At 73.4% G+C, this 17,664-nt stretch carries 20 protein-coding genes; 9 read left to right on the plus strand and 11 right to left on the minus strand.

All coding sequences use genetic code 11. From position 1 onward, the window contains the following. The first annotated feature begins 36 nt into the window (after positions 1-36). The gene (locus ACIRPH_RS06335) at positions 37-525 is read left to right on the plus strand and encodes a DUF1772 domain-containing protein (protein ID WP_402910072.1); all 489 of its coding nucleotides are present in this window, start codon (positions 37-39) and stop codon (positions 523-525) included. 275 nt (positions 526-800) lie between these two features. Here ACIRPH_RS06335 and ACIRPH_RS06340 read toward each other — a convergent pair whose 3' ends face one another. Continuing rightward, positions 801-1,604 (minus strand): SDR family NAD(P)-dependent oxidoreductase, encoded by an 804-nt coding sequence (locus tag ACIRPH_RS06340; protein WP_402910074.1) that lies wholly within the window; start codon positions 1,602-1,604, stop codon positions 801-803. Between the two features lie 87 nt (positions 1,605-1,691). Here ACIRPH_RS06340 and ACIRPH_RS06345 point away from each other — a divergent pair, with 87 nt between their 5' ends. Further along, positions 1,692-2,540 (plus strand): helix-turn-helix transcriptional regulator, encoded by an 849-nt coding sequence (locus ACIRPH_RS06345; protein ID WP_402910076.1) that lies wholly within the window; start codon positions 1,692-1,694, stop codon positions 2,538-2,540. Positions 2,541-2,580: 40 nt separating this feature from the next. Here the strand turns inward: ACIRPH_RS06345 and ACIRPH_RS06350 are convergent, their stop codons facing one another. The 4 genes from ACIRPH_RS06350 to ACIRPH_RS06365 form a co-directional block, all read right to left on the minus strand. Then, a complete protein-coding gene (locus ACIRPH_RS06350) occupies positions 2,581-4,035 on the minus strand; it encodes an FAD-dependent oxidoreductase (RefSeq protein ID WP_402910079.1) in 1,455 nt (484 codons plus the stop codon). A 97-nt stretch (positions 4,036-4,132) separates the two neighbouring features. Then, entirely contained in the window at positions 4,133-6,205 is a 2,073-nt protein-coding gene (locus ACIRPH_RS06355; RefSeq protein ID WP_402910082.1) for a molybdopterin oxidoreductase family protein, read from the minus strand. Next, the gene (locus tag ACIRPH_RS06360; RefSeq protein ID WP_402910084.1) at positions 6,202-7,611 is read right to left on the minus strand and encodes an MFS transporter; all 1,410 of its coding nucleotides are present in this window, start codon (positions 7,609-7,611) and stop codon (positions 6,202-6,204) included. Before ACIRPH_RS06360 ends, ACIRPH_RS06355 begins: the two co-directional genes overlap by 4 nt. A gap of 212 nt (positions 7,612-7,823) precedes the next feature. After that, positions 7,824-8,066 carry a hypothetical protein gene (locus ACIRPH_RS06365; protein ID WP_402910086.1) on the minus strand — a complete coding sequence of 81 codons (243 nt, stop codon included), beginning with the start codon at positions 8,064-8,066 and terminating at the stop codon, positions 7,824-7,826. 689 nt (positions 8,067-8,755) lie between these two features. Here ACIRPH_RS06365 and ACIRPH_RS06370 point away from each other — a divergent pair. Beyond that, positions 8,756-9,277 carry a DUF2690 domain-containing protein gene (locus tag ACIRPH_RS06370; RefSeq protein ID WP_402910089.1) on the plus strand — a complete coding sequence of 174 codons (522 nt, stop codon included), beginning with the start codon at positions 8,756-8,758 and terminating at the stop codon, positions 9,275-9,277. 173 nt (positions 9,278-9,450) lie between these two features. Here the strand turns inward: ACIRPH_RS06370 and ACIRPH_RS06375 are convergent, their stop codons facing one another. Further along, the gene (locus tag ACIRPH_RS06375; RefSeq protein WP_402910091.1) at positions 9,451-9,906 is read right to left on the minus strand and encodes an Lrp/AsnC family transcriptional regulator; all 456 of its coding nucleotides are present in this window, start codon (positions 9,904-9,906) and stop codon (positions 9,451-9,453) included. A gap of 107 nt (positions 9,907-10,013) precedes the next feature. Between ACIRPH_RS06375 and ACIRPH_RS06380 the strand changes: the two genes are divergently transcribed. Both ACIRPH_RS06380 and ACIRPH_RS06385 read left to right on the plus strand, forming a co-directional pair. Then, complete coding sequence (locus ACIRPH_RS06380; RefSeq protein ID WP_402911611.1) at positions 10,014-10,424, plus strand: DUF2000 domain-containing protein; 411 nt, start codon at positions 10,014-10,016, stop codon at positions 10,422-10,424. 89 nt (positions 10,425-10,513) lie between these two features. After that, positions 10,514-11,506 carry a GNAT family N-acetyltransferase gene (locus ACIRPH_RS06385; protein WP_402910092.1) on the plus strand — a complete coding sequence of 331 codons (993 nt, stop codon included), beginning with the start codon at positions 10,514-10,516 and terminating at the stop codon, positions 11,504-11,506. A gap of 41 nt (positions 11,507-11,547) precedes the next feature. Here the strand turns inward: ACIRPH_RS06385 and ACIRPH_RS06390 are convergent, their stop codons facing one another. Beyond that, positions 11,548-12,111, minus strand: coding sequence for a hypothetical protein (locus tag ACIRPH_RS06390; protein ID WP_402910093.1), 564 nt, complete (start codon positions 12,109-12,111; stop codon positions 11,548-11,550). A 130-nt stretch (positions 12,112-12,241) separates the two neighbouring features. Here ACIRPH_RS06390 and ACIRPH_RS06395 point away from each other — a divergent pair, with 130 nt between their 5' ends. Both ACIRPH_RS06395 and ACIRPH_RS06400 read left to right on the plus strand, forming a co-directional pair. Then, entirely contained in the window at positions 12,242-12,739 is a 498-nt protein-coding gene (locus ACIRPH_RS06395; RefSeq protein ID WP_402910095.1) for a hypothetical protein, read from the plus strand. A gap of 4 nt (positions 12,740-12,743) precedes the next feature. After that, positions 12,744-12,875, plus strand: coding sequence for a hypothetical protein (locus tag ACIRPH_RS06400; RefSeq protein ID WP_402910098.1), 132 nt, complete (start codon positions 12,744-12,746; stop codon positions 12,873-12,875). Between the two features lie 99 nt (positions 12,876-12,974). On the opposite strand, the gene ACIRPH_RS06405 is transcribed toward ACIRPH_RS06400, so the two are convergent. Continuing rightward, on the minus strand, positions 12,975-13,223 hold the full coding sequence (locus ACIRPH_RS06405) for a hypothetical protein (protein ID WP_352982590.1): 249 nt from the start codon (positions 13,221-13,223) through the stop codon (positions 12,975-12,977). A gap of 200 nt (positions 13,224-13,423) precedes the next feature. Between ACIRPH_RS06405 and ACIRPH_RS06410 the strand changes: the two genes are divergently transcribed. Both ACIRPH_RS06410 and ACIRPH_RS06415 read left to right on the plus strand, forming a co-directional pair. Continuing rightward, a complete protein-coding gene (locus ACIRPH_RS06410) occupies positions 13,424-14,293 on the plus strand; it encodes a helix-turn-helix domain-containing protein (protein ID WP_402910101.1) in 870 nt (289 codons plus the stop codon). Then, entirely contained in the window at positions 14,290-14,538 is a 249-nt protein-coding gene (locus ACIRPH_RS06415; protein ID WP_402910104.1) for a DUF397 domain-containing protein, read from the plus strand. The genes ACIRPH_RS06410 and ACIRPH_RS06415 overlap by 4 nt, the downstream gene beginning before the upstream one ends. A gap of 39 nt (positions 14,539-14,577) precedes the next feature. On the opposite strand, the gene ACIRPH_RS06420 is transcribed toward ACIRPH_RS06415, so the two are convergent. From ACIRPH_RS06420 to ACIRPH_RS06430, 3 genes are all read right to left on the minus strand, one after another. Beyond that, positions 14,578-15,120: an NUDIX hydrolase gene (locus tag ACIRPH_RS06420; RefSeq protein ID WP_402910107.1), complete on the minus strand. Its 543-nt coding sequence runs from the start codon at positions 15,118-15,120 to the stop codon at positions 14,578-14,580. A gap of 90 nt (positions 15,121-15,210) precedes the next feature. Then, positions 15,211-16,497: a DUF2716 domain-containing protein gene (locus tag ACIRPH_RS06425; protein ID WP_402910110.1), complete on the minus strand. Its 1,287-nt coding sequence runs from the start codon at positions 16,495-16,497 to the stop codon at positions 15,211-15,213. 190 nt (positions 16,498-16,687) lie between these two features. Next, positions 16,688-17,614 carry an MBL fold metallo-hydrolase gene (locus tag ACIRPH_RS06430; protein ID WP_402910112.1) on the minus strand — a complete coding sequence of 309 codons (927 nt, stop codon included), beginning with the start codon at positions 17,612-17,614 and terminating at the stop codon, positions 16,688-16,690. Positions 17,615-17,664 lie beyond the last annotated feature (50 nt).

Consider the following 17,664-nt stretch of genomic DNA (forward strand, 5'->3'; position numbering starts at 1 on the left):
CAGAGGATCGGGACAACAGGAGAACCGGGGTACGAAATGGCGGACATGGTGTACGCGGTCGTCCCGGTGGCCGCCACAGTGTTGACGGGCCTGTTCGCGGGGTTGTTCTTCGGGTTCTCGATCGCCGTGATGCCCGGTCTGGGCAGGGCGGGCGACCGCGCCATGATCGAGTCGATGCAGGGCATCAACGTCGCCATCCTCAACCCGCTCTTCGCCGCTGTGTTCATCGGCGCCCCGGTGGGGGCGCTGGCCTCGGTGGTGCTCCACGCCGGGGCGGCCGAGACCGCTTCGGCGGTCTGGTTCGGCGGGGCGCTCGCCTGCCTGGTGGCGGCCCTGGGCATCACCTTCGGGGTCAACGTCCCGCGCAACAACGCCCTGGACGAGGCCGGTCCCGCCGAGCGGATCGCCGACCCGGCGGCGGTGCGCGGCGCCTTCGAGCCGGTGTGGGTGCGCTGGAACCACCTGCGCTCCCTCGCCTCCGCGGCGGCCCTGGTCTGCACCGTCGTGGCCCTGACGGTGCGCTGACGGTCCTGCGGGCGACCCCTGGCGCGCCCCTCCTCGCCCCCGGGCCCGCGCGAGCCCTCGCCGGCCCGTGGGGCGGCCCCCGGTGCGAGGGGGCGTACGGGCCCCTCGCTCCGGCTCCGAAGCGAGGGGGCCCTCCGGCCCGTGCCCCGGGCAGGGCCCGGGGCACGGGGAACGCGGCGCGTCGTCTCCCCGGGCCCTGCGGGGTGTCGCCACCCGTGGCGCCCGTCGGCGGCGCGGACGCCGGAGGTCCCCTCCCGCCGCCCCGACGTCCCCGATCACACCGTCTGCATGCCGCCGTCCACGGGCAGGACCGCCCCCGTCACGTAGGAGGCACGGTCGCTGAGCAGCCAGGCGGCCGCCTGGGCGATCTCGTCGGGGTCGGCCGCGCGGCGCAGCGGGGTGCGGGCGTTGAGGTGGTCGATGACGCCCGGCGACCTCTCGTCCCAGGCGCGCATCATGTCGGTCAGCGTGGTGCCGGGGGCGATGGCGTTGACGCGGATGCCCTCCGGCCCGTAGGTGGCCGCCGCCGATTCGGTGAGGCTGTTGAGAGCCCGCTTCATCGCACCGTAGGAGGGCAGCGCGGGGTTGCCCCTCAGACTGCCCACGGAGGAGGTGTTGACGATGGCGCCGGTGCCGGAGATGGCCCGGATGGCGGCCACCTGGGCGACCATGGCCGTCCAGGGGCCCCTGAGGTTCACGGCGTAGACGTGGTCGAAGTCGGCCTCGGTCGCCTGGTCCATGGGGCCGGGCGGCACGGCGGTCGCGCCGTTGTTGAAGGCGACGTCGAGGCGGCCGTACAGGGCCACGGCGCGGTCGACGGCGCCGCGGACGCTGTCGCCGTCGGCCAGGTCGCACACCGCGTGGTCGGCGGTTCCGCCCGCGGCCCTGATCTCCTCGGTCACCGCCTTCAGCTGTTCCTCGGTCCGGGCGGCGAGCAGGACCCTGGCGCCCTCCCGGGCGAACAGGCGGGCCGCGGCGGCGCCGATGCCGCGTCCGGCCCCGGTGACGAGGGCGACCTTGCCGGCCAGGAGGCCCGTGGCGGCGTGGGCGGTGGTGTCGGTGGTCTGTGCAGTGTTCATGGAGGTGAGCCTGGCGCGGACCGCGCGGCCGATCCAGGCACCGGCGGTACCTGGCTGCCGCCCCCGGCCGGCGTTCACACTGGGGGCGTGGACAGAAGAGAGCTGGCCGGGTTCCTGCGCGGCAGGCGTGAGCGCATCGCCCCTGCCGACGTGGGGCTGCCCGCCGGGCCGCGCCGCCGCACGCCGGGACTGCGTCGCGAGGAGGTGGCGCAGCTGGCGTACATCTCGACCGAGTACTACACGCGCCTGGAGCAGGCCCGCGGTCCGCGCCCCTCGCGCGAGGTGCTCTCGGACCTCGCCCGGACCCTGCGCCTGTCGGACGCCGAACGGGCCCACCTGCACCACCTCGCCGGCGCACCGCCCGGGCCGCCGGTCGGCCCCTCGCGCGAGGTGCGGCAGAGCATTCTCGACCTGCTGGGGCGCCTGCCGCAGGCCGCGGCGATCGTGCTGTCCGCGACCTACGAGGTGATCGCCTGGAACGACCTGGCGGCCGCCCTCCTGGGGGACTTCTCCGCCCTGCCCCGGCACGAGCGCAACCTCGTGCGCCACGCCTTCCTCGCACCGCGCTCGGACACGCGGCTGCACGACCCCGCCGAGGCGGAGGCGTTCGCGCGCGCCGCGGCCGGGCACCTGAGGGCGGCCGCCGCCCGCTACCCCGACGACCCCGAGGTGGCCGCGCTGGTGGGCGACCTCCTCTCCGGCAGCGCGGAGTTCGCCCGGCTCTGGGCCGACCACGACGTGCGCACCGGGCCCGGCCTGCGCAAGACCCTGCGGCACCCGCTGCTGGGCGCCCTCACCCTCAACTGCGACGTCCTGGACATCGCCGACCGGGACCAGCGGGTCGTGGTCTACACGGCCGACCCCGGCTCCCCGGCCGAGGAGGCGCTGCGCCTGCTGTCGGTGGTCGGCACGCAGCGCATGGACGTGCCGGGCTGAGGCGGGCCGGAGCGGCGGTCCGGGGCTCCCGGCCCCGGGTTCAGGCGACCGGGGCGGGGGCCTGGGCGCCCATCCCCGACAGCAGCGCGTTGACGTCGCGCACGCACCCGCCGCACCCGGTGGTGGCCCGCGTGGTCTCGGCGATGGCCTCGCGGGTGCGCGCCCCGTCCAGCCAGGCCTGCTCGATGTCGGTGCGGGTGACCGCGTTGCAGCGGCACACCGGCGCCTCCGCGACCGCGCCCTGCCCCTCGGGGGCGGCGGTCGGCAGTCCCTGCAGCAGGGCCAGCCGGTCGGCGGGCACCGGGGCGCCGGTGTCGAAGAGCTGGGACAGCGTCGCCGCGGCCTCGGGGAACCCCAGGAGCACCGCGCCCACCACCTTCTCCTCGCACACCGACAGCTTGGCGTAGCGCCCGCCGTAGGGGTCGCTGATGGTGACCGTCTCCAGCCCCTCGGCGTCGTCGGCCTCGTGCACCCTGCCGAACGCGGTCAGCTCGATGCCCTCGGCCTTGAGCCGGGTCAGCGGCCGGGCCCCGGTGTAGAGGGCGTTCGGCGCCGCTCCGGTGAGCCGCCGGGCCAGGACGCCCGCCTGCTCCCAGCCGGGTTGGACCAGGCCCGCGCCGCCGCCCGGGTGCTGGGCGCAGTCGCCGATGGCGTGCACGCGGGCGTCGGAGGTGGACAGGGCGTCGTCCACCAGGATGCCGTGCTCGACCTCGATCCCCGCGTCCGCGGCCAGCTCGGTGTTGCCGCGCACCCCGGCGGTGACCACCAGGGCGTCGCCGGGCAGGATCCGGCCGTCGTCCATCTCCAGGCCGGTGCCCGGGATCCACCGGGAGGCCACCCGCCAGGAGTGCACGGCCACGCCCAGGGCGGAGTAGCGGTCGGCCAGGATCCGGGCGGCGGGCTGGTCGATCTGGCGGCGCATGATCCAGGGCGAGGACTCCACCACCGACACCCGGGCGCCGCGTCCCACCAGGCCGCGCGCGGCCTCCAGGCCCAGGACCCCGCCGCCCAGCACCACCACGGGCGCCCCGGGCCGGGCCAGGGCCAGCAGGCGGTGGCAGTCGGCCAGGTCGCGCAGGGCGGTCACCCCCTCCCCCGGCGCCCCGTCCGGCGCGGTCGCCCCGGTGATCGGCGGGAAGGCGGCGCGCGCGCCGGTGGCCAGGACCAGTTCGTCGTAGGCCAGGTGGCTGCCGTCGTCCAGGGCGACGGTGCGCCGCTCGGTGTCCAGGGCGGTGGCCGTGACGCCGGTGCGCACGGTCACCCCCGGTGTGTCGGGGACGGGGAGGCGGATCTGGTCGGCGCTGTAGTCGCCCGCGACGATCCCCGACAGCAGGACCCGGTTGTAGGCGGCGTGGGGCTCGGTGCCGACCACGCTCACGTGGACGCGCTCGCCCTTCGGGTCCAGGCGCGCCACCTCCTCGGCGAAGCGGGCTCCGACCATGCCGTTGCCGACGACCACGATCTGACGCGGGGACGCGCCCTGCACGGTGCTCAACTTCTGCCTCCTGGTGTGGGGTGTGCGCTCCCGGGCTGCGTCGGCCGGGCGGACGGGTGCGGTTCGGGGCGGGCGTCGGCGCCCGCGGCGGACGGGATCAGGGCTCGGGTTCCAGGCGCACGGCGCTGACCTTGAACTCGGGCATGCGGCTGGTGGGGTCCAGGGCCGGGTTGGTGAGGTTGTTCGCGGACTGGTCCCCGGCGAAGTGGAAGGGCAGGAACACGGTGTCCAGGCGCGCGGTGGGCGACAGGCGCACCCGGGCGCGGGTGTGGCCGCGCCGGGAGGTGACGCGGGCCCAGTCCCCCGCGGCCAGTCCGGCGCGGGCGGCCGTGTCCGGGTGCACCTCCACGTACGCCTCCGGTTCGGCCCGCTCCAGCTCGGGGACGCGGCGGGTCTGGGCGCCGGACTGGTAGTGGCCCATGAGCCGTCCCGTGGTGGCGATCAGCGGGTGGTCGGCGTCGGTGGCCTCGGCGGGGGGCCGGTGGGACACCGCGTGGAACCGTGCGCGGCCGTCGGGGTGGGCGAAGGAGTCCAGGAACAGGCGGGGCGTGGGCGCGGCGTCCGCGCGCACCGGCCAGTACAGGGCCTCGCCGGAGTCGAGCCGGGCGGGGGTGACCCCGGAGTAGTCGGCGGCGCCTCCGGCGGAGGCGCGGCCCAGCTCGGCCAGGACGGTGTCGGGGTCGGTGGCGAAGCGCTCGGGGGGCTGGCCCAGCCGTACGGCCAGGTCGGAGAGCACCTGGAGGTCGGTGCGCACCCCGGGGGGCGGCTCGGCGGCCCGGTTGCGGCGCAGGACGCGCCCCTCCAGGTTGGTCATGGTCCCCGACTCCTCCGCCCACTGGGCGACGGGCAGGACGACGTCGGACATCGCCGCGGTCTCCGACAGGACGAAGTCGGCGGTGACCAGGAGGTCCAGGGCGGCCAGGCGGGAGCGCACGCGGCCGCTGTCGGGGGCGGAGACCGCCGGGTTGGAGCCGAACAGCAGCATGGCGCGCGGCCCGCCGGCGGTGCCCAGGGCGTCCAGGAGCTCGAAGGCGGAGCGGCCCGGCCCGGGCAGGGTGCCGGGTTCCACGCCCCACACCCCGGCGACGTGGGCGCGGGCGGCGGGGTCGTCGATGCGGCGGTAGCCGGGGAGCTGGTCGGCCTTCTGGCCGTGTTCGCGCCCGCCCTGGCCGTTGCCCTGCCCGGTGATGCACCCGTAGCCGGAGCCGGTGCGGCCGGGCAGTCCCAGGGCGAGGGCGAGGTTGATCCACGCTGAGACGGTGTCGGTGCCCTTGGCGTGCTGCTCGGTGCCGCGCCCGGTCAGGACGTAGGCGGAGCGGTTGCGCGCGGCGGCGCCGAGCAGGTCGGCGGCGGCCCGGATGTGCGCGGCGGGCACACCGGTGACCTGTTCGGTCTGCTCGGGCCACCAGGCGGCGGCGTGCTCCCAGGCGGCCTCGAAGCCGGTGGTGCGGGAGGTGACGAACTCCTCGTCCGCCCATCCCCCGACGCGTACGGCGTGGAGCAGGCCCAGGGCGAGGGCGAGGTCGGTGCCGGGCCGGGGCGCCAGGTGCAGGCCGCCGTTGTCGAGGGCGGCCTGGGCGGTGGCCGAGCGGCGCGGGTCGATGACGAGGAGGGTGGGCGCGGACAGGTGGCCCATCATCGGCGGCATGGTCTCGGCGGGGTTGGCCCCGGCCAGCAGGACCGCCTCGGCCCCGCCGACGTCGGAGAGGGGGAAGGGCATCCCCCGGTCCAGGCCGAAGGCCCGCATGGCCCCGGCCGCGGCCGAGGACATGCAGAACCGGCCGTTGTAGTCGATCTGGGAGGTGCCCAGGGCCAGGCGCGCGAACTTGCCCAGGGTGTAGGACTTCTCGTTGGTGAGCCCGCCGCTGCCGAACACCGAGACGGTGTCGGGACCGGACTCGGTCGTCAGGGCCAGCAGGCGTTCGGCCACGTGGTCCAGGGCGGTGTCCCAGTCCGTCTCCACCAGGTCCGAGTCGCGGTCCTTGCGCATGAGGGGGCGGGTGAGGCGGTCGGGGACGGTGAGGACCTCGGCGGAGGTCCACCCCTTGCGGCACAGTCCGCCACGGTTGGTGGGGAAGGGGGCCGGCCGGGCGGCCAGGCGCCCGTCCGGCCCGGGCTCCAGGCGCATGGCGCACTGGAGCGCGCAGTAGGGGCAGTGGGTGGTCGTCATCGCGTGGTGGTCTCCGCCGCGTCGGCCGCCGGTGCGGCGGTTTCGGCGGTCCGGGCGCCCTCGGGGGCGCGGGCGGGCTTGCGCAGGTAGACGGCCCAGGTGACCAGCGCGCACAGCAGGTAGAAGGCGCCGAAGGCCAGGAAGGCGGGCGCGGTCGACCCGGTGGCGGCGAACGACTCGCGGAAGGTCACGTTGATGGCGACCCCGCCCAGCGCGCCGACGGCGCCGATCAGCCCGAGCATGGAGGAGGAGACGCGCTTGGTTCTGGCCAGGGCCTCCTCGCGGGGCTCGCCCGCGGCGATGGCGTCCTCCGCCTTGGCGGCGTAGATGGACGGGATCATCTTGTAGGTGGAGCCGTTGCCCAGGCCGGTCAGGACGAACATGACCGCGAACGCGCCGATGAACAGGCCCAGCTGGGAGGCCTGGACGGCCAGGACGAGCACGGCGGCGCAGGCGGTCATGGCGGCGAAGACCCACAGGGTGACGCGTGCGCCGCCCAGGGAGTCGGCCATGCGCCCGCCGACCGGGCGGATGAGGGAGCCGATGACGGGCCCCAGGACGGCGATCCCGGCGGACTGGACGGGGGCCAGGCCGAACTGGGCCTGGAGCAGGAGCCCGAAGGCGAAACCGGTGCCGATGAACGACCCGAAGGTGCCGATGTAGAGCAGCGACATGATCCAGAAGTGGCGGTCGCGCGTGGCCGAGAGCTGGGCGGGGATGTCGCTGCGCACGTTGACCAGGTTGTTCATGGACCTCCACGCCCACCAGGCGGCGAGGAGGACCAGCGGGGCGTAGAAGAGGGGGACCAGCTGCCCGGCGGAGGTGGTGAACAGGGCGATGACGGCCAGGCCGACGAGCTGGACGGTGGCGACCCCGATGTTGCCGCCGCCGGCGTTCAGTCCCAGCGCCCACCCCTTCTCCCGTTCGGGGAAGTAGGAGTTGATGTTGGCCATGGAGGAGGAGAAGTTGCCGCCGCCCAGTCCGGCGGTGGCGGCCAGGGCCAGCATCAGCCAGAAGGGGGTGTCGGGGTTCTGGACGAGGAAGAACGCCGCGCCCGTGGGGATCAGGAGCAGGGCGGTGGAGACGATGGTCCAGTTGCGGCCGCCGAGGATCGGTACGGCCAGGGTGTAGGGCACGCGCAGGATCGCGCCGACCAGGGTGACCGCCGACAGGAGCAGGAACTTCTGCTCGGGTGTGGTGGAGAAGCCGTGTTCGGGGAGCATGAACAGCACGAGGACCGACCAGATGCTCCACACGGAGAACCCGATGTGCTCGGAGGCGATGGAGGCCCACAGGTTGCGGCGGGCCACGGGGCGGCCCTCGCTGTTCCAGAACCCCTCGTCCTCGGGGTCCCAGCGGGAGATCCAGCTCTTACCGGTGCGCTGGGCGCGCTGGCCAGACGTCACGACCGGGCCTTCCTTCTCGACGGCTGATGGCGGGTTCGACGGATACCGATGAAACCGAAGGTAGGAAGCCCGCGTTGCCTGGACGTGTCGGGCCGTAACACGCGGGAAACAGTCGGCTCACCCGGGCGCCGTGCGGGCGGTGAGGCTCGCGTTCTCGCAGGTGGGGGCCGTGGCCTCTGCGCGGGGATGTGGCAGGGGACACGTCGGGCCGGTCAGTCCTTCTTGTCGTCGCCCCCGGCGTCGGTGTCGCCGTCGGTCTCCTCGCCCTCGTCCCGGTCCTCGTTCTCGGCGCCGTCGTCCTCGGGCTCGCCGCCGCCGGTGAACGAGCCGAGGGCCACGCCGAGGGCCAGGCCGATGCCGATGCCCAGGGCCAGGTTGTCCATGACCAGACCGAAGGCGGCGCCGAGGGAGAGCCCCAGGGCCAGGCCGATGCCGATGTTGTTCTTCGTGCTCATGCGTTCCTCGTGTCCGGTGGCGGCCTGGTGCTGTGTCGTGCGCACACGCCCCGTGATTCCCAGGCGTCACAAAGGTAGCGTGGTCGGCGTTCCCGGCCCACTCGGCGCCGAACGGGAGGTACCCGCCCCGCTCCCCCGCCGGGCGGACGACCGCCGCGGGACGGGGACGGGGCCTTCCGATCCGGGGCGGGCCCGGGCCCCGGAGGAGGGCGTCGGCCTGGCGGCGGCACGGGACACCGCCTCCGGTGTGCACGGGAACGGAATCGGTCGGCGCCCCCGGGCCCGCTCCGATGGCGCGGCCCTCTCCTTTCACGTCTTTATCCGTCGGGAACCGAATTCCCATCTGTTTACAAAAGGCAGAAATGCAATACATCCATGCGATGTCGACGGCATAACCGGGCCTTGGCGTGAACTCAACCGGTTTTTGGCCGCTCCCGGCCACGGGCGGCGGTCTCCGTGCGGGGAGGGCGGGCGCGGAGCCGAAGCCACTCCCGGAGGGGGCCGGGGAACCGGCCGGTCAGGGGATCGCCTTCGCCCCGGAATTCGTGGTCCGGGTGGGACGGCAGGGGGAGGCTCCCTCCGCTCCCTCTGTCTGGCCGTTCCCGGCCACCGTTCGCCCGCCGGTGGGAGCACAGGTCCCGCCTATTTTGGGAGCGTTCCCACGTCGATCAGAGAACGGATGCATGCCCATGGCCACGACCCTCTCCGCGCTCGGCCGCCTGTCCCTGACGGCTGCCGCCTCCCTGGCACTGCTCGTCGCCGTCGCCGTCCCCGCGTCCGCCGACACCGCCACCCCCGACCGCTCCGGGATCGATGCCGCGGTGAGTGCGGCGCACGTCTACGACGGTGCCGACCCCCAGGCCACCGGGTGCAGTGCGGGCGCCACCACCGCGGCCCAGGCCACCCGGAACGGCATGACCTTCCAGCTGCGCTGGTCCCCCTCCTGCCAGACCAACTGGGTCCGCATCCTCAACTACCCGGGCAACGTCCCCCCGTCCCAGAGGGAGGGCCTGTGGATGGACGTGCACGACAGGGACCGCGATGAGTTGGTGCCCTTCACCGGCTCCACCAGCATCTCGGGCACACGCTGGGGCAACATGGTCTACTCCCCCGCCAACAACTGCACCTGGGGCATGATCAACTACTCGAACGTCTTCTTCGACCCGAACTACGGCCCCTACGACCTCTCCCTGCTGAGCAGCTCCTGCTGAGCAAAGCCGGGTGGGGCCCGTCCCGGCGCGGTCCCGCAGGACACGGCCCCGCCCCGCCCGCTCCCCGGGAGGGGGCGGGGCCGCGTGTGCGCGGTACTTCCGCAGGAGCGGCCCGGGCGGGACCGGGAACGCCTGTGCGGGCCCCGGGGCCTCCGGAGTCCCGGACCGGGGCGTCAGCCGAGCGGCGCGACGACGTGTTTGCGGGCGCTGTCGTAGATGATCTGGCTGCGGAAGCTCGCCACCTCCCGCCGCTGGGTGAGCCGGTCGATGAGGAAGCTGTGCAGGGTGTCGAGCGAGGGCACCGACACGTGCACGAGGAAGTCCTGCTCGCCGGCCACCACGTAGACCGCCAGCACCTCGGGCAGGGCGAACATCGCCGCCTTGAACCCCTCGATGACCTGGCGGCTGGGCGGGCGCAGCTGCACCGACACGAACGCCTCCACCGGCCTGTTGAGCGCGGCCGGGTCGATGTCGGCGTGGTAGCCGCGGACGACCCCGCGCCGGTGCAGCAGCCGGACCCGTTCCAGGCAGGTGGAGGGGGCCACACCGAGTTTCTGGGCGAGGGAGCGGTTGGTCTGCCGCGCATCCTGCTGGAGTTCGCGTACGATCGCCGAATCTAGTTCGTCCATGCCCGCCAGCCTAGAAGCTGTGGCGAATAGTGTTCGGCACCAGCCCTCGACCCGCGTTCGTATGGCTAGTTTCTGGACCGCTGGAACGTCATATGAACGGGGAAATCATGACCATGGACACCAAGCTCGTCGTCATCCTGCGCGAGGACCTGCCTCCCGCGATCGCCGCCAACGCCGGCGTGGTGCTCGGGCTGGCGCTGGGCGGACGCCTGGAGAACTCCGTGGCCGCCGACACCAAGGACGCGGACGGCGGGGTGCACGCCGGGCTCAACCCCCACCCGGTGCCGACGCTGGTCGCCTCCGGCGGGCGGCTGCGCGAGATCAAGGCCGGGGCGGACGAGCGCGACCTGACCGTGGTGGGGTTCAACGAGGTGGCCCGCCGTTCCCGCGACTACGGAGCGTACATGGACGCGCTCGCCGCCACCCCGGCCGACGACCTCGAGTACGTCGGCGTGGCGGTCCACGGCCCCCGCGCCGCGGTCAACAAGCTCACCCGGCAGCTGCCCCTCATGCGCTGAGGCCGGGCCGAGCGACGGAGGGCTCGGGGCGGGGCGCGGCGGGGGCCGTGTGGTGGGACACCAGGGCATTCGTGTGACACGGTGGGATGGTGAGATCCCTGGTGGAAGTCCTCGACCCCTCCACGGCCCCGCACGCCGACCTGGACGCGTGGGCCGCGGTCTACGCCGACGGGCAGAGCGAGGTGTCCGGCAGCGCCCCCGAACCCGAGGTCCTGGCCCGTATGCTGCGCCGGGCGCCGACCGGGGAGGCGTGGCGCTGGTCGGCCCGCACGGACCCGGGCGCCCCGGTCCAGGGCGCCGCCGAGCTGCGCCGCCAGCCGAACGACTCGAGGGTCGGCTTCCTGCGCCTCTTCGTCGCCCGGGCGGCGCGCCGCCGGGGTCTGGGCCGGGCCCTGCGGGAGGCGGCCGCCGCCGAGGCCAGGGCCCTGGGGGTGGTGGGACTCCAGAGCACGGTGCTGGCGGGGCCTCCGGGGGAGCCCTTCGCCCACAGTAGCCCCTACCTGCGCACCCTGCTGCGCCTGGAGCTCCAGAGGCAGTACCTGGACGAGGAGACCCTGCGGCGCTGCTGGGGCATCGCCTCCAGACCCAAGCCCGGATACCGGCTCACCCACTGGCTGGACGAGGCCCCCGAGGCCCTGGCGGCGTCCTTCGGCCGTGTGCTGGACCACGTGCTCGACGCGCCCGGGGCGATCCTCCAGACGGGCGCGCGCCGCTGGGGCGCGGACCAGGTCCGCCAGTGGGAGCGCCGGATGACCGGTGACGGCTCGCGCCTGGTGGTGGGGGCGGCACTGGACCGCACCACCGACGAGGTGGTCGCCGCCACCGTGAGCACGGTGACGCGGGGGCCGGTGGCCGACCAGCACGACACGGCCGTCCTGCCCAGGCACCGGCGCCGGGGCCTGGCCAGCCGGGTCAAGGCCACCCAGGCGCTGCGCGTCCACGACCTGTTCCCGCACGTGGAGGCCATGGCGGTGACCATCGACCGGGAGAACTCCCCGATGCTGGCGGTCAACCGCTCCCTCGGCTACCACCGGGTCGCCGAGCGACTGCTGGTGGAGGAGTCGCTGGACCGCGAGGGGTGAGGAGGGCGGTCGCGGCGCGGCCGGGTTCCGGGGACGGTGGCTCAGTCGCGGTAGCGCGCCGTGAGCGCCTCCAGCTCCTCCAGGGAGGCCACGCGTTCGACCTCGGCCCCGGTGAGCTGGTCGATCATGTGCCGGTAGCCGTGCGCCTGCTCCCTGGTGGGCAGGCCCCCCGCGTGGAGCAGGTGCAGGCCCAGCTCCATGCCGCACACCGCCCGCGGCTGCACCCGGTGGGGGCGGCTCGCCACCGACCAGGCCACCCGGACGGCGTGCTCGTTGCCCGGTGGGACCCCGGGGCGGTCGACCTCGCGGGCCGCGTAGCGGAACCCGTCGGCCAGGTCGCAGGGGACGCAGCCGCGTTCGCCCGATCCCAGGCTCTCGCCGCAGTCATCACAGGTCAGGCGGTCGAGCGCGGCGTCGACCACGCGCCACTCGAACTGGTCGGGTCCCTCGGCCACCAGCCGGGCCAGGTCCAGCTCCTCCGGACTGCCCGGCTCGGCGCCCCAGGCGGCGCACACCCGCGACCAGGCCCGTTCGACCTCGGCGCCGATCAGCTCCATGGTCTCGGCCAGTTCCCGGCTGCGCCACCGCCGGCGCGTGCTCCCCATACCGGCACGCTAACCCGGACCCCGCCGGGGCGCGAGGGGATTTCCGCCCTCGCGGAGGGAACCGTGCGGGATGCTGGTGTCTCCTATCCGCAGGGGTTTCCCGCCCCTGTCACGCGAAAGGCGGCGCACAGTGGAGTTCGACCCGGCGATGTTGGCCGACGAGGGGTCCAAGGTCCTCGTGCAGGAGATGACCCGGACCGGCTGGGAGCTGGTCAAGGGCGGTTTCGCCCGGGTGTTCGGCCGCGGCGAGGCCGACGAGGCGACCCTCGCCGAGCTGGAGGCCTCGCGCGAGGAGGTCCTGGAGGAGGACGAGGAGCTGACCGAGAGCGTGCGGGGGATGTGGAAGGTGCGGCTGCGCCAGCGCCTGAAGAACGACCCCGAGGCGGTCGCGGAGCTGCGCGCCCTCCTGGACGAGATCGCGCCCGAGCCAAAGAGCCGGGGCGGGGTCACCAACATCCACCACGGCGACGTCCGGGACCAGGGCATCCTCATCCAGGCCGGGAGCATCGAGGGGGGCGTCCACCGCCACACCTACCAGGGCGACCACGTCGACATGCGCGGTGCGAAGGCCGGCGGCGACGTGATCGGGACCCGGTACAACGACGGAAACCGCCGCCGGAAGAGCTGACCACGTGGGCAGGAAGAAGAAAAAGTCTCCCAAGAAGTCCGGCTCGCGCGTCGACATGCGCGAGCCGGTGCCCCGGCGGGACGCCATCGGGGTGCAGAACAACTACGCCGCGCCCGAGGGCGCGGCGCCCTGCTGAACCGTGCGGTCGAACTCCTGGGGGCCGGCGACGACCCCTCCTTGCACGGCAAGGCCGCCCGGGCCTTGGCGGAGGCGCGGGCGGCCCTCGGGTGACCGGTCAGCACCAGGTGACGACTCCGCCGAACCGGCAGGCGAAGCGCTCGACGTCACCGAAGCTGTGGATGCCGCCGGGCCTGTCGACCGGGCGGGCCAGACCGCCCCGCGCCGGGTGGAACACCCCGTAGTACGCGTGCACGAGGTCGTCGGTGTCCTCGTCCCACACATCCACGTAGAACGCCCGTGGGCGGTCCTCGGAATCGGCGTTCTGATAGACAGGAGCGGGATCGACGGGGTTGTTCGCGTCCATGCGTGCCTTCCTCTGGTTCCCGGCCTGGGCGGCGTTGTCGGTAGCTCCTCCGCTCAGGCCACGTGTGTTTTCAGGGCGTAACGGTCCCACCTCGACTTTTCTCTGCCTGTGATGGACCTCTCACCCTCTGCTAGAGTTGCACGCGCAAGGCAATCGCACAACTCTGTGGGAAAAGAATCTGGGGATGGAGGGGAGGGTGCATGCCGCCCAAGGTGAAGCGGACGAAGAAGGTGACGCTGCGCGGTCACTGGCTGGGCAAGAGACTGCGGGAGCTGCGTGAGGAACAGGGCTTCACCCTGGAGTACGTCGCCGAGTTCATGCAGCGCGCGAACGGAACGATCAGCCGTTTCGAGACGGGCGTCTACCCCATACGCCGCCCGGACGTGCTCGCACTGCTCGACCTCTACGGAGTCAGCGAGGAGCGGGAACGCGACAGCCTCATCCGTCTCAGCGAAAGCGTGTGGCAGACGGGGTGGTGGGACGGCTACGCCAATGACGTCAGGGACTGGCTCGTCGACTTCGTGTGGTTGGAGGAGCAGGCCTCAGAGCAGTGGTTGTTCCAGAGCACGGTGGTCCCCGGCATTCTCCAAACCGAGGCGTACGCCCGCGCAGTCATGGCTGCGGCCAGCCCGGATGCCTCCAAGGAGCAGATGGATCGCTGGATTGCGCTGCGCGTAGGTCGTCAGGCGCTACTCGACCGGGAACAGCCGCCCGCCGTCCGCGTGGTGTTGGACGAGTCCGTGCTGCGCAGACGGGTGGGTTCCTCGCGAATCATGAGTGCCCAGCTGAAAGCACTGGCTGCGGCTGCCACACGTGATCGCGTGGACATCCGGATCCTCTCCTACGAGGCGGGGGTCCACGCGACGCTGAGCAGCGGTTCGTTCAGCGTTTATCGGATGGAGGACCCCTACCCCGAAGTCGGCTACGTGGAGACTCCCAAAGGCGCCCTCTACGTCGAGAGCCCGGAATCCGAATCCATGATGCAAATGTACGATCGGCTGTGGGACTCCTCCCTTCCGGCCGAGGCATCGGTCGAGTTCATCACGACCCTCAGCGAGGAACTCCAGTGACCGAGCAGACTCCGCAGGCAGCCGCTCCCCAGGAACTGAAGGATGCTGCGTGGCACATAAGCAGCTTCAGTGCCGACCGAGGCGGAAGCGACTGTGTCGAGGTCGGTCCGCTGAACGACGGGACGGGCCGGGTCGCGGTTCGCCACAGCCACTTCCCCGACGGGGCGACGATCCTCTACACCCGCCAGGAGTGGGAGGCCTTCACCCGGGGCGTCCGCGCCGGAGAGTTCGACTTCCCCGCGTAGGTCCGTAGCTCCGGGCCGGGCCCGCAGCCCCGAGACCCCTCAGACCTCGTGGCCGTCGAGGGAGCAGGCGTACAGGTACAGGAGCGCGTTCATGGACGTGCCGCCGACCAGCTTGCGCTCTCGGACGAGTGCGGGGACCCGGTCCAGGGGGACCCACTCGACGCGCTCCGCCTCCCAGGCGTCGGTGGGCTCCCCCACGTGTTCGGCATCGTCGGCGACGAACACGTGGTGCTCGCTGTCCATCAGCCCGTGGGAGGGCTGGGCGTACACCAGCGGTCGCAGCGGGCCGGGCCGCCACCCCGTCTCCTCCTCGACCTCGCGGGCCGCGGCCGACTCGGGGCTCTCCCCCTCGTGCAGGCCGCCCATGGGGATCTCGTAGGTCCAGGTGTCGGTGATGAACCGGTGCCGCCACAGGAGCAGCACGCTGCCCTGACCGTCCCGCACCACCGCCCCGGCCCCGCCCGGGGTGCGGATCAGCCTGTGGCCGAACCGCTTCCCGCCGGGCAGCTCGACGTCGGCGACGCGGACGTCGAGCCACGGGTCGGTGTAGAGGGGCTTCTCCGAGTGGACGGTCCAGCGCACGAGTGCTCTCCCGGTGGACGAGGGTGGTGGCCGCCGACGGCGACGCCGTGGGTGTACCCCCGCCGGACGCTCCCCACCCGGGCCCGGAGGTCACGCGTGACCGACCTCGCGCCCACCCCTCCGCCTCGGCTCCCCCAGGGCCTGGGTGAGAGCGTCCTCCACCCGGGTGAGCAGATCGCGTCCGAACACGCACAGGCTGCCCTCCCACGGATGCCCGAACGTTCCCAGGCGCAGGTCACGGGTCGCATAGATGTAGTAGTCCCCGTCGGGAAGCACCTGTCCCGGAGCTCGTGGCAGGCCGGGGCCCTCGACCCTGACGGGGTCGAACCGGTAGCCCGGGTGGTTCCAGTTCAACCAGTACAAGGGTTCGCCGGGCAGGACGGAGTCCAGCAGGCCGCGCAGCACCCTGTCCTCGATCGCCTCGTCGGGACCGTCCAGGAACCAGGTGGCGGAGTCCGGGGGTTCGACGATGCCCGGGTACTCCTCCACGCTGGGGGTGAAGGAGAAGCGTTCGTCGAAGCGGTCCCACAGGTCGTCGTGCTCCGGATCGGAGAGGAGCATCTGGACGGGGCGCGTGGCGGCGGGGGTGCCGGGGGGAACCCAGTGATAGGAGCGCACCGTGGTGATCTCGCGGAACCCCGAGCGCCGCAGTCCGTCACGGAGCGGGCCGTCCGCCTCGGCGAGCATGAAGCGGGCTCCGGAGTTGCCCCAGTGCCACCAGCGGGGCAGGGACGGGCCGAGTCGGCGCGCCCACAGGGAGGGGAAGGCCGGGTGCGGCTCACTCATCCCGCCGACGGTCACGAACGGTGTTCCTGTGAGCACCGAGGCCCACCCCACAGCTCGCAACCGGTCCGGGGACCCCTCGTCCACCAGGTGCAGCGTCCGGTCGGCGTAGTAGGTCCCGTCCACGCGCGCCTGGGGCAGCGGGGTCCGGTGCGGGCCTGAGGCGTCGGCGATCTCGAGGGCCCGAGTCGAGGGGTGGACGCCGGCTTCGATCAGTCGGAAACCCGGCGGGGGATCGGCCTCCGGTACGTCTTCCACAGGTGCGACCAGCACGGACCGCTCCCATCCGGGAATGAAGCCGGCGTCGGCCAAGGCCTCGGCCAGGCCCGGGCTGTCGTGCGCGTGCACCCGCCACTCGACCGGCTCGACCCGTCTGGCGAACTCCTCCTTCTGGCACAGGACGAGGCGGGGCAGGTCGGCTCCGGCGGTGTCGCGGTGGTCGACCTGCCCGTGGGTGCCGTAGTGGACGCGCACCAGAGGTCCGTCCTGCGCGACGACCGCCCCGAGCGGCGGCACCGCCGGGACGCGGGCGCGTACCAGGGCGTCGTAGAGGACCAGGGGGTCGTCGGTGTCCGTTCCCGGCGCCGTGCTCATGGTGGACCCGTTCAGCGGTGGGTCCCGGCCGTGCCGCCGGAGGGGCCTCCGGACCTCGGAGCCCTGGCCCCGTCCGCCGCGCGCTGTCGGACGGTTGCAGCAGATTTCCCTGTCGTGTCTGTGGGCATGGGCGGGATCCTACAGTCGTGCCACGACACGGAGGTCGCAGGAGCGGAAGTCGTTCGCGCTCTCAGGCAGGGCCCGACCAGGGGTCCTCGCGCCGCCACAGGGTGGGGAAGTGCAGGGAGACCCCCTGTTCGGCGGCGAGCCCGCCGAGGACGCGCATGGTGGTGTCCAGGTCGTCCGCGGGACGGGGCAGTGCGCGCAGGGGTCTGTCGAGCGGCCGGAAGAAGTCGTCCCAGTGGATGAGGACGGCCCTGCGCGCCCCCACCGCCCCGACCGTCTCCCGCCAGTAGGTCCGGATGTAGTCGTCGTCACGGCTGCCGAGCTGTCCCACGCCGAGGTAGGCCACGTCGGCGGAGTACCCGGCCAGGGCTCCCGGCACGAACCCCGCGCTCCCCTGGATCAGCGCGGACGCGCCGCCGGTGTGCCGCAGCAGGAGGGACCACGCCTCGCCGCAGCGGTACGCGGAGACCCGGACCGGAGGTGTGACGGGCGCGTCGATCTCCCCGGGGAAGCGGTCGGGCGGGCAGTGGCGGGACTCGACGAGGGTCAGGGTGAACGGGCCGTACGCCAGGGGTTCGCCCGGCACGGCGCGGACGATCCTGTCCTCGGGCAGGCCCCCGCCGCGCCCGATGTCGGCGGCGGACGCGCCGCCGACCAGGCGGGCCCCGGTGCGCAGGGCGACCGCGGCCGAGTCCATGGCGTGGTCGAAGTGGGTGTGCACGGGGACCAGGGCGTCGAGCGAGGTCACCCCGGCCCGCGCCAGGGCGGCGTCGATCCGTGCGGTGTCGGGGGCGATGCGCCGCAGGCCCACGGCGGTCAGCGACGGACGGGAGAAGAACCCGTCGGTCATGACGGCCGAGTCCCCGTCCCGCACGAGGAGCGTGGAGACCCCCAGGAAGGTGACCGAGGGCCCGGGGCCCGCTCCGGCCTCCGGGACGTCGAAGAGGTCTGCGTGGCGGGAGAGGTCGGGGCGACCGAGGCGGACCTTCATGGGGCGGAGTCTAACCAGGGCCCTCCGGCCTGAGCGGCGCTGGAAGCCCT

The organism is Nocardiopsis sp. NPDC101807, from assembly GCF_044766605.1.
Classification (GTDB): Bacteria; Actinomycetota; Actinomycetes; order Streptosporangiales; family Streptosporangiaceae; genus Nocardiopsis; species Nocardiopsis tropica.

Coding starts and splice junctions, on each gene's coding strand:
- ACIRPH_RS06410 (WP_402910101.1), top strand. CDS start 13,424: ATGCCGCCCAAGGTGAAGCGGACGAAGAAGGTGACGCTGCGCGGTCAC.
- ACIRPH_RS06430 (WP_402910112.1), bottom strand. CDS start 17,614: ATGAAGGTCCGCCTCGGTCGCCCCGACCTCTCCCGCCACGCAGACCTC.
- ACIRPH_RS06380 (WP_402911611.1), top strand. CDS start 10,014: ATGACCATGGACACCAAGCTCGTCGTCATCCTGCGCGAGGACCTGCCT.
- ACIRPH_RS06405 (WP_352982590.1), bottom strand. CDS start 13,223: ATGGACGCGAACAACCCCGTCGATCCCGCTCCTGTCTATCAGAACGCC.
- ACIRPH_RS06390 (WP_402910093.1), bottom strand. CDS start 12,111: ATGGGGAGCACGCGCCGGCGGTGGCGCAGCCGGGAACTGGCCGAGACC.
- ACIRPH_RS06425 (WP_402910110.1), bottom strand. CDS start 16,497: ATGAGCACGGCGCCGGGAACGGACACCGACGACCCCCTGGTCCTCTAC.
- ACIRPH_RS06340 (WP_402910074.1), bottom strand. CDS start 1,604: ATGAACACTGCACAGACCACCGACACCACCGCCCACGCCGCCACGGGC.
- ACIRPH_RS06370 (WP_402910089.1), top strand. CDS start 8,756: ATGGCCACGACCCTCTCCGCGCTCGGCCGCCTGTCCCTGACGGCTGCC.
- ACIRPH_RS06335 (WP_402910072.1), top strand. CDS start 37: ATGGCGGACATGGTGTACGCGGTCGTCCCGGTGGCCGCCACAGTGTTG.
- ACIRPH_RS06365 (WP_402910086.1), bottom strand. CDS start 8,066: ATGAGCACGAAGAACAACATCGGCATCGGCCTGGCCCTGGGGCTCTCC.
- ACIRPH_RS06375 (WP_402910091.1), bottom strand. CDS start 9,906: ATGGACGAACTAGATTCGGCGATCGTACGCGAACTCCAGCAGGATGCG.
- ACIRPH_RS06355 (WP_402910082.1), bottom strand. CDS start 6,205: ATGACGACCACCCACTGCCCCTACTGCGCGCTCCAGTGCGCCATGCGC.